Source organism: Rhodobacteraceae bacterium IMCC1335 (assembly GCA_039640495.1).
Lineage (GTDB): Bacteria > Pseudomonadota > Alphaproteobacteria > Rhodobacterales > Rhodobacteraceae > Thalassovivens.
Window position 1 is genome coordinate 524,976 of sequence record CP046864.1, and the last position, 12,781, is coordinate 537,756.

13 protein-coding genes are annotated in these 12,781 nt (G+C 53.7%); 9 read left to right on the forward strand and 4 right to left on the reverse strand.

Going from position 1 to position 12,781, the window contains the following annotated elements; genetic code table 11:
• Positions 1-16: 16 nt before the first annotated feature.
• The 4 genes from GN241_02570 (at position 17) to GN241_02585 (ending at position 3,341) form a co-directional block, all read left to right on the forward strand.
• Positions 17-223, forward strand: coding sequence for a cold-shock protein (locus GN241_02570; protein XAT59152.1), 207 nt, complete (start codon positions 17-19; stop codon positions 221-223).
• A gap of 415 nt (positions 224-638) precedes the next feature.
• Positions 639-1,508, forward strand: a complete 870-nt coding sequence (locus GN241_02575; protein XAT56339.1) for an inositol monophosphatase — start codon at positions 639-641, stop codon at positions 1,506-1,508.
• Positions 1,509-1,613: 105 nt separating this feature from the next.
• Positions 1,614-1,835 carry a SlyX protein gene (locus GN241_02580; GenBank protein XAT59153.1) on the forward strand — a complete coding sequence of 74 codons (222 nt, stop codon included), beginning with the start codon at positions 1,614-1,616 and terminating at the stop codon, positions 1,833-1,835.
• A gap of 78 nt (positions 1,836-1,913) precedes the next feature.
• Positions 1,914-3,341 carry a 2-isopropylmalate synthase gene (locus GN241_02585; GenBank protein ID XAT56340.1) on the forward strand — a complete coding sequence of 476 codons (1,428 nt, stop codon included), beginning with the start codon at positions 1,914-1,916 and terminating at the stop codon, positions 3,339-3,341.
• 104 nt (positions 3,342-3,445) lie between these two features.
• Here the strand turns inward: GN241_02585 and GN241_02590 are convergent, their stop codons facing one another.
• Both GN241_02590 and GN241_02595 read right to left on the reverse strand, forming a co-directional pair.
• Complete coding sequence (locus tag GN241_02590; GenBank protein ID XAT56341.1) at positions 3,446-4,975, reverse strand: cryptochrome/photolyase family protein; 1,530 nt, start codon at positions 4,973-4,975, stop codon at positions 3,446-3,448.
• The gene (locus GN241_02595; protein ID XAT56342.1) at positions 4,969-5,634 is read right to left on the reverse strand and encodes an SDR family NAD(P)-dependent oxidoreductase; all 666 of its coding nucleotides are present in this window, start codon (positions 5,632-5,634) and stop codon (positions 4,969-4,971) included. Before GN241_02595 ends, GN241_02590 begins: the two co-directional genes overlap by 7 nt.
• A gap of 120 nt (positions 5,635-5,754) precedes the next feature.
• Here GN241_02595 and GN241_02600 point away from each other — a divergent pair, with 120 nt between their 5' ends.
• Genes GN241_02600 through GN241_02610 form a run of 3 tightly spaced genes read left to right on the forward strand, consistent with a single transcriptional unit; the run spans position 5,755 to position 9,015 of the window.
• Positions 5,755-7,227 carry a histidine--tRNA ligase gene (locus GN241_02600; GenBank protein ID XAT59154.1) on the forward strand — a complete coding sequence of 491 codons (1,473 nt, stop codon included), beginning with the start codon at positions 5,755-5,757 and terminating at the stop codon, positions 7,225-7,227.
• 10 nt (positions 7,228-7,237) lie between these two features.
• Positions 7,238-8,326 (forward strand): ATP phosphoribosyltransferase regulatory subunit, encoded by a 1,089-nt coding sequence (locus tag GN241_02605; GenBank protein XAT56343.1) that lies wholly within the window; start codon positions 7,238-7,240, stop codon positions 8,324-8,326.
• Entirely contained in the window at positions 8,323-9,015 is a 693-nt protein-coding gene (locus GN241_02610; GenBank protein XAT56344.1) for an ATP phosphoribosyltransferase, read from the forward strand. The genes GN241_02605 and GN241_02610 overlap by 4 nt, the downstream gene beginning before the upstream one ends.
• Here the strand turns inward: GN241_02610 and GN241_02615 are convergent.
• Positions 9,012-9,443 (reverse strand): DUF1489 family protein, encoded by a 432-nt coding sequence (locus tag GN241_02615; protein XAT56345.1) that lies wholly within the window; start codon positions 9,441-9,443, stop codon positions 9,012-9,014. The two genes, GN241_02610 and GN241_02615, sit on opposite strands and share 4 nt — an antisense overlap.
• 163 nt (positions 9,444-9,606) lie before the next feature.
• On the opposite strand from GN241_02615, the gene GN241_02620 reads away from it, so the two are divergent.
• Both GN241_02620 and GN241_02625 read left to right on the forward strand, forming a co-directional pair.
• A complete protein-coding gene (locus GN241_02620; GenBank protein XAT56346.1) occupies positions 9,607-11,868 on the forward strand; it encodes an adenosylcobalamin-dependent ribonucleoside-diphosphate reductase in 2,262 nt (753 codons plus the stop codon).
• 184 nt (positions 11,869-12,052) lie between these two features.
• Positions 12,053-12,508: a hypothetical protein gene (locus GN241_02625; GenBank protein ID XAT56347.1), complete on the forward strand. Its 456-nt coding sequence runs from the start codon at positions 12,053-12,055 to the stop codon at positions 12,506-12,508.
• Here the strand turns inward: GN241_02625 and GN241_02630 are convergent.
• A complete protein-coding gene (locus GN241_02630; protein ID XAT56348.1) occupies positions 12,505-12,759 on the reverse strand; it encodes a hypothetical protein in 255 nt (84 codons plus the stop codon). The two genes, GN241_02625 and GN241_02630, sit on opposite strands and share 4 nt — an antisense overlap.
• Between the last annotated feature and the right edge of the window lie 22 nt (positions 12,760-12,781).

Genomic DNA, 12,781 nt, shown 5'->3' on the forward strand with positions numbered 1-12,781 from the left:
TTTAGGAGATGACCCAATGGCAACTGGGACAGTAAAGTGGTTCAATAACACCAAAGGCTATGGCTTTATAGCCCCTGATGGCGGCAGCAAAGATGTTTTCGTGCATATTTCTGCGGTAGAACGGTCAGGGCTGACTGGCTTGGCCGACAATCAGAAAGTGACCTTTGACATCGAACCCGGCCGTGATGGCCGCGAGGCAGCGGTGAACATCTCTGTCGCATAAGCGCAGAGTGATGAGAATTCCGAGCGCCCGTGAGGGCGCTCGTGCGTATTTTGAAGCTCAAAAACATCGCTTTTCTGGCGGTGGTCCACATTGTTAAATTTTTTATATTTACGCCCATCATTTTATCGTTAAACGTCTCGGCTTCGGAATGTTTTGCTACCGGCACCGAATGGTTCTTTTGCCTTTCACTGAGTGTCAACGCAGCTGGACATCGAAACATACAGCCTTGAGAAACTTGATGTGAAGGCGTGGGCTAGCGCGAGTTTCAGGGATGCGATCGTTTCATCGCAATCGCGATCTTAACGAATAGGGTGTTGAATAAGCCATCTGTTTGAGGTTTAGCGCCAGCCCATCGCATGTTATAGATGAGGATAGCTGTCCTATATATGTGTGTTAAATATGAAAGGGCTCGTTTATGTCTGAAAAATCGGATCGCAGCGATAGCGTGGCCTTTTCTCGACAGATCACGGATGGGATTATTCAAGCTATACGGCTTGCGGCGCGGCAGGAAATCCTCCCTCATTTTCGCGCCTTGCAGCCAGAGCAGATTGCGCAAAAATCCGATGCGTTGGATTTGGTAACAACGGCCGATTTGGCGTCTGAAGCTTTGATCACAGAGGCTTTGTCAGCTTTGTTTCCTGATGCCCTCATTATCGGAGAAGAGGCCGTTGCGCGCAGCCCCGGGCTTTTGGATGATATCGAAGCTGCCCCATTATGCTTTATTATAGACCCCATCGATGGCACGTGGAATTATGCCAACGGATTGGCGACCTTTGGCGTAATAGTTGCTGCCACGCGGTTTGGGCAGCCTATCTTCGGCGTGCTTTATGATCCGTTGCAAGATGATTACATGATCGCTGAGCAGGGCGTGGAAGGTGCGCGGTTTGTGGCCTCTTGCGGTGCCAAAAAAGCACTCGCAACCTCAGCCGGGGGCGCGCTGAGCCAGTTAAATGGGTTCATCCATTTCTATCAAGTGCCTGCCCGGAAACAGGCAAGGCTTGCTGCGTGCTTGCCGCATTTTGGCAATATGTCAAATTTGCGCTGCTCTTGCCATGAATACCGTCTTCTGGCGCAAGGGAGTTTTGATTTTTGTCTGGCCGGAATCGTGAAGCCTTGGGATCATGCCGCAGGGGTCTTGATATGCCAGAAAGCCGGTGGTTATGTGAAAATGCTTGATGGTCGGGAATATTCCGCTGCCCATAAAGATGGGTATTTGCTGGCCGCTTGCGATCAGGCAACATGGCATAGATTACATGAGCTGTTTGCGTTTTTACGCACGCCATGATGCCGGCAAGCTGTGAAAATACTGCGCCCGCGTGCCGACGGGCCTTTAGTTAGCGGTGCTGCGCGGTTAAAATATCGGTATGGATGGTGCGAAAAAAGGAAAATGATGGAACAAGAAGCTGCCGCCTTCGCGGATCGTTTGGAAGGGTTAGAAATACATCTGGCCCATATTAGCAAGGCCAATGAGGATCTATCGGATATGGTGGCGCAGCATCAAAAGGATTTGGCGCGCCTGACTCGTATGGTTGAAATGCTCGCGGCGCGTGAAGCGGAGCGTGAGGCGCAAGGCGCGGAAGTGATCGCGGATGGGCCGCCGCCACATTATTAAATGCAAATTTTATTTGTCAGATCTTTATTGGTCCTTTAGGTTCCACATGTCCACAAGGGATAAAAGGCAGTACTCGTTATGAAATATCGGTTCCTATTGGTTTCACTGGTTGGCGTGCAATTGGGGTTATTAAGCCCTGTTTTGGCGCAGAGCACCAGCGTGGTGACCAAGCAATATGATGATGGCGGGGTTTATGAGGGAACCTTTAAGAACGGTTTGCAGCATGGTACCGGAACCTATCGCCTGCCCAATGGCTATGAATATACCGGCACTTGGACAAATGGTGAAATCTTGGGCGAAGGCGTGGCAAATTTTCCCAATGGGTCGGTCTATGAAGGCAGCTTTGCCCAAGGGAAGCCCGAGGGCCAAGGTAAAATCACCTTTGCCGATGGCGGTACCTATTCTGGCAGTTGGGCTGACGGTAAAATAACCGGATCCGGCATCGCGACCTATGCCAATGGGTCAATTTATGAAGGTGCCTTTCGAAACGCCATGCATCATGGCCGCGGTGTGATGACGAATCCAGATGGGTATCGTTATGAAGGGGATTGGGTAGATGGTGTAAAGGAAGGTACCGCGGAAATCACATATCCGGATGGCGCCATTTACAAAGGCGGAATCGTGCGCGGGGCGCGCGAGGGGCGCGGCGTGTTGGAAATGTCAGAGGGGTTGATTTTTGATGGCATTTGGAAAGATGGCGAAATAACAGGCCTTGGCAAACTTATTCAGCCGAATGGCGATATTTATGAAGGTATGTTGGTTGCGGGGCGCCGTCAGGGCCCGGGCCGGGTAACCTATGCCAATGGTGATATCTATGATGGCAATTTTGAAGCAGATCAGCGCCAAGGGCTGGGGCAATTTATCGGGACAGATGGCTACGAATATAATGGCAATTGGGAAAATGGCCAAATCAAAGGCGAAGGCAAAGTGATTTATCCCGACGGATCGGTTTATGTCGGAGCGTTTGAAGCAGGCTTGGCAAACGGTGTTGGTAAAATCGACTACCCGGATGGCTCAAGCTATCAGGGCGAATGGAGCCAAGGTGTGATTGAAGGCGAGGGGGTGGCCACCTACGCCAATGGCATCACCTATAAAGGCGGGTTCCGGAACGCAAAAAATCATGGCATGGGTGTGATGACCTATACAGATGGCTATACCTATGATGGCATGTGGCACGAGGGTATGCGGCACGGGTCCGGCAAGGCCACATTTGCTGATGGTATGGTTTATGAGGGCGATTATGTGGACGGGAAGCGCAATGGCAAAGGCAAAATAACGCTTGCTGATGGGTTTACCTATGAAGGCGATTGGCAGAATGGCGAGATCACCGGAAACGGTGTGGCAACCTATGCCAATGGGGATGTCTATGAAGGCACTTTTGTGAAGGGCAAGCGGCAAGGCGAAGGCACAATTACCTTTGCAACGGGCCAAGAACAAACGGGCGAATGGGAAAATGGCGCCTTGGTTGCCACGGATAAAGACGGCGTTATCGAAGACGAAAATTAAATATTCACCATAAGAGTGCGGCGCGCTTGATCATTCAGCAAGCAGCGCGCGCCCATCTTTTCGAAAGGGTGGCGCAGGCCCGGATCTGCCACTGCATATTTGCGTTAAACAAGGTCTCCTTTGCGCAGGCGCGTTAAAAAGCCTGCGGCATCGCTGAGCACGGTTTCTTTTCGCGTCTCATCCATGCGTGCCCATGTGCGATACATCTGTGCCATCCGAGGGTTCTGGGCAAATTTTTCCTCGTTCCGCAGAAGAAAATCCCAATATAACAGGTTAAACGGGCAGGCGGATTCGCCAGTTTTTTGCGCAACCTTATACGCGCATGTCTTGCAATAATCTGACATGCGATTGATGTAGGCGCCCGAGCTGACATAGGGTTTTGAAGCGATAATGCCGGCATCGGCAAACTGACTCATTCCGATCGTATTTGGGGCCTCGACCCATTCAAACGCATCTACATAAACCGCAAGATACCATTCGTGAACCGCGTGCGGATCAATGCCAGCCAAAAGCGCAAAATTGCCGGTCACCATCAGGCGTTGAATATGATGGGCATAGCCTTCACTCTGCGTTTGAGCAACTGCTTTTGAAAGGCAATTCATTTTTGTTGCGCCGTCCCAGTAAAATTTGGGCAATGGGTGAGAATGGTTCAAGGCATTGCGCGCCGTATAATCTGGCCCTTCATGAAAATAGATCCCGCGCATATATTCGCGCCACCCGATGATCTGGCGAATGAACCCTTCTACGGCGTTTAACGGCGCCAAACCCGCCTGCCAGGCCGCTTCAGCCGCTTGGCACACCTCTATCGGGCTCAGCAATCCAATATTCAAATAAGGCGATAAAAAGGCGTGATATAGGAATTTATTGTCGTTCAGCATCGCGTCCTGATAATCGCCAAAACTTGCCAAAGCGTTGTTAATAAAGCGATCCAATGCCTGCAAGGCTTGGCTGCGATCTGTGGCAAACCAAAATCCCTCGGTGGTTCCAAAATGGTCTGAAAAGCGCCGGTTTACTAGATCGATTACCTGTTGCGTGAGCGCATCGGGTTCGAACTTTTCGGGCCCGGCATAGGTGATGTCTTTCGGCGCGGCTTTGCGGTTGTCATGGTCGAAATTCCATTTGCCACCCGCTGGCAGCCCCTCTTCCATTAAAAACCCGGTTTTGCGGCGCATATCGCGGTAGAAATATTCCATCCGCAGGGCTTTGCGCCCCTCTGCCCAGCGATCAAATTCAGCATGACTGGCGATAAAGCGATCATCCTGCAGCAGGGTGACGTGCAAGGGCAGCGCCTCAAAGGCTTGAATAACCCGCCATTCAGCGGGTTCGGTCACCACGACTTGATCCGTGCCAGCCAAAGCGGCTTGGCGCAAAATTTCGCCGCTTAGGCTGCCGCTATTTTGGGCATCCTCCAGTTGCGTATACGCAACTTGCCAACCCTCTTGCCTGAGTTGCGCCGCAAATTTGCGCATTGCGCTCAGGATCAGCACAATCTTTTTAGGATGATGCGGCACGTAACCGGCTTCATCACTGACTTCGGCCATCACGATTAAATCCTTGGCTTTATCCGCTTGCTTCAGGGCCGCAATATTATGCGAAAGCTGGTCGCCCAGAATAACAACGAGCCGTTTCACCATGGCACGGGTTTTCCTGCCCAGTCAAAGAACTGGCCCGTCTTATCGGGGCCAAGGCCCTCGAGCACGGATAAGAGGTTAAGAGCGGCTTGGGATGCAGGAACTGAAGGGTGACGGCCCAGATATTTGGCTGTAAAGGGCGTTTGCACCGTGCCCGGATGCAGGGCGACACAAACGGCCTGTTTATGCGTCCGGGCCAACTCGATGGCGCCCGTATGGATAATTTGGTTTAACGCCGCTTTTGCCGCGCGATAAGAATACCATCCGCCGATTTTATTATCCCCGATCGATCCAACCCTTGCGGATAATGCTGCAAACTGGCTCGGGCGGTCTTTTGGCAACAGGCGCGGCGCGTGTTTCAAAATCAATGCAGGGCCGGCGGCGTTCACGATAAATTGGTCGAGAAACGCGGATTGAGTCAGCTGAGACAAGGCTTTTTCGGGGCGTGCGCCGTTTATTTCCAAAGCACCACTGGCCACGAGAATAGCGTCAAAAGGCCCGCTCAGGGCGGATAACTGCCCCTCTATACTTGCCTCATCGTTCAAATCTAAGCCGGTATCTCGCCGTGACAGGCCGGTAACGCTGGCTCCACGCGCTTCCAGCGCGCCTTGCAGCGCATGGCCTATACCGCCGCTATTTCCAATTAAAAGTATCGAGTTCATGGGCATGAACTAGAAGAGCGAACGGGCAGTTCAAGGGTAGGCAAAGCGCGGCCTTTGGCTTGCTCATTCTTAGAGGCTGGGCTACACCGCGCATCAAACGCCCAGATCAGGATGGACCGTATGGCCAAAGTGAAGAAAACCCCGCGCCCCAAGGCGCAAACCCCAAAAGGGTTTCGAGATTATGCGGGACCCGAGGTGGCGCAACGCGATGCAATGCTGGGGCAAATCGCAGAGGTTTATCACCGCTACGGGTTTGAGGTGCTTGAAACTAGCGCGGTGGAAACGGTTGAGGCTTTGGGCAAATTTCTGCCAGATGTGGAGCGCCCCAATGCGGGAGTTTTTGCATGGCAGGAAGAGGAAGGCGATTGGCTGGCCCTGCGGTATGATTTGACGGCGCCCTTGGCCCGCTATTACGCCCAGTTTCGCAATGAGTTGCCAAGCCCGTTTCGGCGCTATGCGATGGGCCCGGTTTGGCGCAATGAAAAGCCAGGACCCGGGCGGTTTCGGCAATTTTACCAATGCGACGCTGATACAGTGGGCTCCGCAAATGTGGCGGCGGATGCCGAAATTTGCAGCCTGCTGGCAGATACGCTGGAAACCGTTGGGATTCCGCGTGGCGATTACCTCGTGCGGGTGAATAATCGCAAGATTTTAAATGGTGTTCTGGAAACGGCAGGGCTGATCGAAAGTGCAGATCGGGATGCTGTTCTGCGCACAATCGATAAATTTGATAAAATCGGTGCTGCAGGTGTGCAAGAGCTGCTTGGAAAGGGCCGATTAGACGCGTCAGGGGCTTATATTGACGGAGTTGGATTAAGCGCTGATCAAGCGGCCCCGGTGGTGGCATTCCTAACGTCGAAAGGCGCAGATGGGGCGGCTACTTTGCGTAATTTGCGCGGCGCCATCGGCGGGTCAGCGATTGGCTTAGAAGGGCTTGCTGAGCTGGAAACAATGGCAGATCTGTTTGCAGCCTCTGGTTATGGACCCGAGCAAATTGAAATTGATCCTTCGGTGGTGCGCGGCTTGGGCTATTATACCGGACCGGTTTTTGAAGCCGAACTGACCTTTGAAATACTGGATGAAAAGGGCCGTAAGCGGCAATTTGGATCCGTCTCTGGCGGCGGGCGTTATGACGATTTGGTCAAACGCTTCACCGGCCAATCGGTGCCGGCCACCGGCGTCTCGATCGGGGTGGATCGTTTGCTGGCCGCGCTGCGCGCAAAAGGGCGGCTTTCCAGCGCTGGGCGGGGGCCGATCGTGGTAACGGTGATGGATCGGGACAAGATGTCTGCCTATCAGGCTTTGGCAGCAGAGTTGCGCAGCGCGGGGTTGCGCGCCGAAGTTTATCTGGGCAATCCCAAAAACTTTGGCAATCAATTGAAATATGCCGATCAACGCGACGCGCCGATTGCGATTATTGAAGGTCAGGATGAGCGGGAGCGCGGCGTTGTGCAGATCAAAGACCTGGTGCTGGGTGCGCAGATTGCCAAAAGCGCCACGTTGGATGAATGGAAAGACCGCCCCAGCCAATATGAGGTTGCGCGCGGCGATATGCTGGCGAAGATCCGCGAAATTCTAGCTGGGCAAGGGTGAGGCAAGGGTGATGCAGAGCGCGCAAGACAGTTTGCAAGAAGCGCAAAGGCTACACCAGTATTTTCAGGCGCTGGGGGCACAAGATGCGCAAGTGCAGGTGCTGCAACCGGCGGAAATACTTCTGGATCTATACGGAGAAGATATTCGAAGCCGCGCTTATGTGACGCCTGATCCCTTGCGCGGCGATATGGTGTTGCGGCCTGATTTCACCGTGCCAGTGGTGCAGCAACATATGGCGAATGATTTGATGCCGGCGCGTTACACCTATTCTGGCAAAGTGTTTCGGATGCAGGAAAGCGATGCCGTGCGGCCGAATGAATATATTCAGGTGGGCTATGAGCTGTTCGAACAGGGGGATCCTGCGGTCGCTGATGCCGAAGTGTTTTTGGCGATTGCAAAAGCGCTGTCTGATTTGCCGCTTCGGATTGCCACAGGCGATATCAATCTGCTCAGCGCGGCTGTGCGGGGGTTGACTACAACAGCCGCGCGCAAAGCCGCCTTGATGCGCCATTTATGGCGTCCGCAACGGTTTCGGGCGCTTTTGAAACGTTTTGCCTTGGCGTCTGCTGATCGCAAAGCGCAAAAACAAAAATTGTTCACCTCGGATCCGTTTGCGCAATGCGGTCCCCAAATTGGCCTGCGCAGCAAAGGGGAAATTGAACAGAGAATACAGGCGTTGCGCCACGAGGTTGAGACCCCCGCTTTGTCTCAAGCTGAAGTGGATTTGCTGGAAGCTTTGTTAAAAATCAAAGAAAGCTGTCCCTATGCGTTGGCACAATTGCGCGATCTGGTGGTGGATATGCCGGCGATTTCAACCGCGGTGGAAGGGTTTTCACGGCGCTTGAACGCGCTTGATGCGAAGGGTGTGGATGTATCTTCATTGGCGTTTGAGACCAGCTATGGGCGAAGCTCGATGGAATATTATGACGGGTTTGTCTTCGGGTTTTATGCTCAAAATGGGCAGAATGGTCTTTCCGCTATAGCCAGTGGCGGGCGATATGATGCTTTAACCAAGCAACTTGGCAAGGGCGTTACAATGCCAGCAGTTGGCGGGGTTATCCGCCCAGATTTGGTGGTTGCCTTGCGAGGTGCAGCATGAGTTTGCGATTGGGAGTCCCCTCCAAGGGGCGGCTGATGGAGAAAACCTTCGCCTGGTTTGGGGCGCATGGCATTATGCTCTCGCGCAGCGGGTCCGACCGCGAATATGCCGCCGAGGTGCACGGAATCGACGGGTTGGAATTGGTTTTATTATCCGCAGGCGAAATACCACGAGAGCTGCAAGCCGGGCGCATCCATCTGGGTGTAACCGGCACCGATCTTATCCGCGAAAAGCTGGTCAATTGGGAGCAGCGGGTCGAACCGCTGGTTGAATTGGGCTTCGGACATGCGGATCTGATCATCGCGGTCCCGGATTGCTGGGTGGATGTGGAAACGGTAGATGATCTGGATGGCGCGGCCGCGGCCTTTCGCCAAACCCACGGATTTCGGTTGCGGATCGCCACAAAATATCATCGTTTGGTGCGGGAATTTCTACGCGGTGCCGGCGTGGCTGATTATCGTTTGGTGGACAGTCAAGGCGCCACGGAAGGCACGATCAAGCATCAAACGGCTGAGGCCATCGCCGATATAACCTCGAGTGGGGAAACGCTGCGGGCCAATCACTTGCGCATTTTGCAAGACGGGTTGGTGCTGAAATCGCAGGCCACGCTGTTTCGCGCCCGCGGCACGTTATTGAACGCGCAGAGGGCTGAGGCGTTAGCGGCATTGAAAGCCCGCTTGCAGCTTTAAAACACTCCGATATCGGCCAAAGCCCCTGCCAATTCGACGGGCAAATCCTCTTCGTCTTGACGGTTGCCAGGTAAATCGGCTGGCGCCTGTTCGGGTTTTAAATAGCGCCATCCTTGGAAGGGGCGCTTTTGCGCCAAACGGGTGCGGATAATCTCGGGGTCAAGCACGATGGCACAGCGCCTGATGCCGTCTTCGCGATATATTTCATCCAGGCGTAAAATTTTTTGACGACATTGCAGCTGCCCTTTGATGACCCAGTAGATCGAGCCCCCTTTGAGCAAATCCGCCTCGCGTTTGGGCCACATCCGCGTGACATGGCGGGGCGCTCCATCTTCAGCTTGCGCGCGCTTCGTGGCCTGCCAGGCGCGCAGATCCTCAACGCCTTCGCTGCCAACGCTCAATTTTACAAGATGGATTATACCTGCCATTTGATTTCCCAAAAATACCTGAATCGTAAGTTAACTTTTTCAGATGATTTGGCAAGTTGACCTGACGCAGATGCCGCTTTAGGCTAGAGGCCCCGTGAATGATAGTCATCCGCCGCGTTGCCCTTTTGGAACGCGCGGCTGCACATAAGCCAAAGGATCTGATATGAGCCGATTTTCTGCGCCGATTGCCGAACAGATTTGGGATATGAAATATCGCTTGAAAACGGCGGATGATGAACCGATCGATGCTTGCGTCGAAGAAAGCTGGCGGCGCGTTGCCAAGGATCTGGCCCGCGTTGAGGCAGAGCCTGGTATTTGGGAGGAAAAATTCTACGCCGCTTTGGAAGATTTTAAATTTTTGCCCGCCGGGCGTATTGCCGCTGGCGCCGGGACGCAGCGCAAAGTCACGCTGTTCAATTGCTTTGTGATGGGCACGGTGCCCGATGATATGGGTGGTATTTTTGATATGCTCAAGGAAGCCGCGCTGACCATGCAGCAGGGCGGAGGCATCGGGTATGATTTCAGCACGATCCGCCCCAAAGGCGCTTTGGTCAAGGGCGTGGCTGCGGATGCATCGGGGCCGCTCTCGTTCATGGATGTCTGGGACAGTATGTGCCGCACCATTATGAGCGCGGGATCGCGTCGTGGCGCGATGATGGCCACGTTGCGCTGTGATCACCCGGATATTGAAGATTTTATTTCTGCGAAATCGGATCCGGCGCGGTTGCGCATGTTCAATGTTTCGGTGCTGGTAACGGATCCGTTTATGGCGGCGGTGAAGGCGGATGGCGATTGGGATTTGGTGTTTGAAGGGCAAATTTACAAAACGCTGTCGGCGCGCAAGCTCTGGGATCAAATTATGCAATCGACCTATGAGTTTGCCGAGCCGGGGGTGATTTTCATCGATCGGATCAATCAGGCCAATAATTTGAGCTATTGCGAAACCATCGCAGCCACGAACCCCTGCGGAGAACAACCTCTGCCACCCTATGGGGCCTGTTTGCTGGGCTCGATCAATCTGGCGCGTCTGGTAGAGGCGCCCTTTGAGCGCGGCGCGCATTTGAGCGCGGCGGCGCTTCAGGATCTGGTGGCAACCGCCGTGCGGATGATGGATAATGTGGTGGATGCCTCAAATTTTCCGCTTGAGGCGCAGGCGCTGGAGGCGCGCAACAAGCGCCGGATCGGGCTTGGGGTGACCGGCTTGGCCGATGCGTTATTGATGCTTGGCTTGCGCTATGGCTCCGAGGCAGCGGCGCGGCAAACCGAAGATTGGTTGCACGCGATCGCGCGCGCCGCCTATCTGGCATCGGTGCAATTGGCCAAGGAAAAAGGCGCGTTTCCGCTCTTTGAGGCAGATCCTTATCTGGCCTCGGGCGCGATGCAGGGAATGGATGAGGATGTGCGCGCCGAAATTGCAAGGCATGGCATTAGAAACGCTTTGCTTACCTCCATCGCCCCAACCGGCACGATCAGCCTTTATGCCGGCAATGTCAGTTCGGGGATCGAGCCGGTTTTTGCTTATGCCTATACGCGCAAAGTGCTGCAAAAAGACGGATCACGCAGCGAAGAAGAAGTTGTGGATTACGCCGTGCAAATGTGGCGCGACAAATTCGGTGATGCCGATCTGCCCGATTATTTTGTCAATGCGCAAACCCTGGCCCCAAAAGATCACGTGAAAATGCAGGCCGCGGCGCAAAAATGGGTGGATAGCTCAATCTCGAAAACCATAAATTGCCCCGAAGATATCAGCTTTGAGGCCTTCAAAGAAGTCTATAGCGCGGCTTATGAAAGCGGCTGTAAAGGCTGCACGACCTATCGCCCCAACGCGGTGACCGGATCGGTGCTGAGCGTGTCCGAAAGCAGCGAGGCAACGCCCGAAACCGATCACGGCGCCGAGGTGATCTATATGTCCGAGCCGCTTGACCGCCCGCAGGCCTTAGAAGGGCAGACCTATAAGCTGAAATGGCCCGATAGCGAGCATGCAATTTATCTTACGGTGAATGATGTGGTGGTGAATGGCCACCGCCGCCCGTTTGAAGTGTTTATCAATTCGAAAAACATGGAGCATTTTGCATGGACGGTGGCGCTGACGCGGATGATTTCCGCCGTGTTCCGGCGCGGGGGCGATGTGTCTTTCGTGGTGGAAGAGCTGAAGGCCGTGTTTGATCCGCGTGGCGGCGCCTGGATTAAAGGCAAATATATCCCCTCGATCCTGGCGGCGATTGGCGGTGTTTTGGAAACCCATATGGTGGCGATCGGATTTCTGGAAGGTGAAGGGCTGGGGCTCAAGCAAGATCCGCAGGCCGTGATGCCGGCAGGGGCCTCGGGCAAGGGCAAAGCCTGTTCTAGCTGTGGGCAATATGATTTGCGCATGGTGGAAGGCTGCATGACCTGCGCCAGTTGCGGCTATTCCAAATGTGGCTGAGTTACTGTGGTTCTCGCTTTGATGTTTGAGGCGAGTTAGCGCGGTTCTGCCAATCAGCAATGCGCAAACTCACGGCCCAGTGCGCTGTGTTCAGGCGCGCTAATATCAAAGCGCCGGTGTGCCCTGCCCTAAAACGGCCATTATTCTTTGCTTTAACTGATGCGTTTTTAACGAGTGGTGGTTTATGCGGTATATTTTCATCTTGGCGCTTTGCGCATTAATGGGTTGCGAGGAAAAAGAGGTCATCGAACCTTTGGCCATTACACCGTCCGGTTGGCCCGAGGCTATTTTTAAAAACAAAAGCCGAAAATCATTATCCGAAACCTTTGCTGTTCATTGCGCTAAGCTTGGCGCGACGATTGTCGAAGAATCCGAAACCCGCGTGAAATGCGATGAAAATATTTCCGAAGGCGTGAAAAACTGGGGCCGCGCGTTTCTGGGCACGGGCCATTCCAGCGATATCCATGTTTATATTCAATTTAATCTGATCAAACGCGGCGCGGATACGCATGTGCAAATGCTTGAATGGATGCAGCTGCAAATGCCAAGGGGGCAGATCCGGCGCAAAGACTATAATACGCCTTATTACACTAATAATGCGCAAGCCTATTTGTATAAAATTGGGGGCCAGCCGGTTTAACCGCCCTGCGGTTTTGGACTGGCCCCGAAATGCTGACGCATCGGGCGATCCAATTGCCCCGCCATTATTCCGCCCTTTACCACATCCAAAATGGTGATATCCAAGCTTTGGCCATCGGCGCTGGGGCGCGATTCAACCTCTGTATGCGAGGCTTGATTGTAAATATTTACCTTCATCCCGCCCAGCGCTTGCGCGCCGCCGCTGCTGCCCACCAGCCCGCCGGTTGCAAATATTGAAATTAGCGATATCACATAGCGTCTCTTATCTATCGCA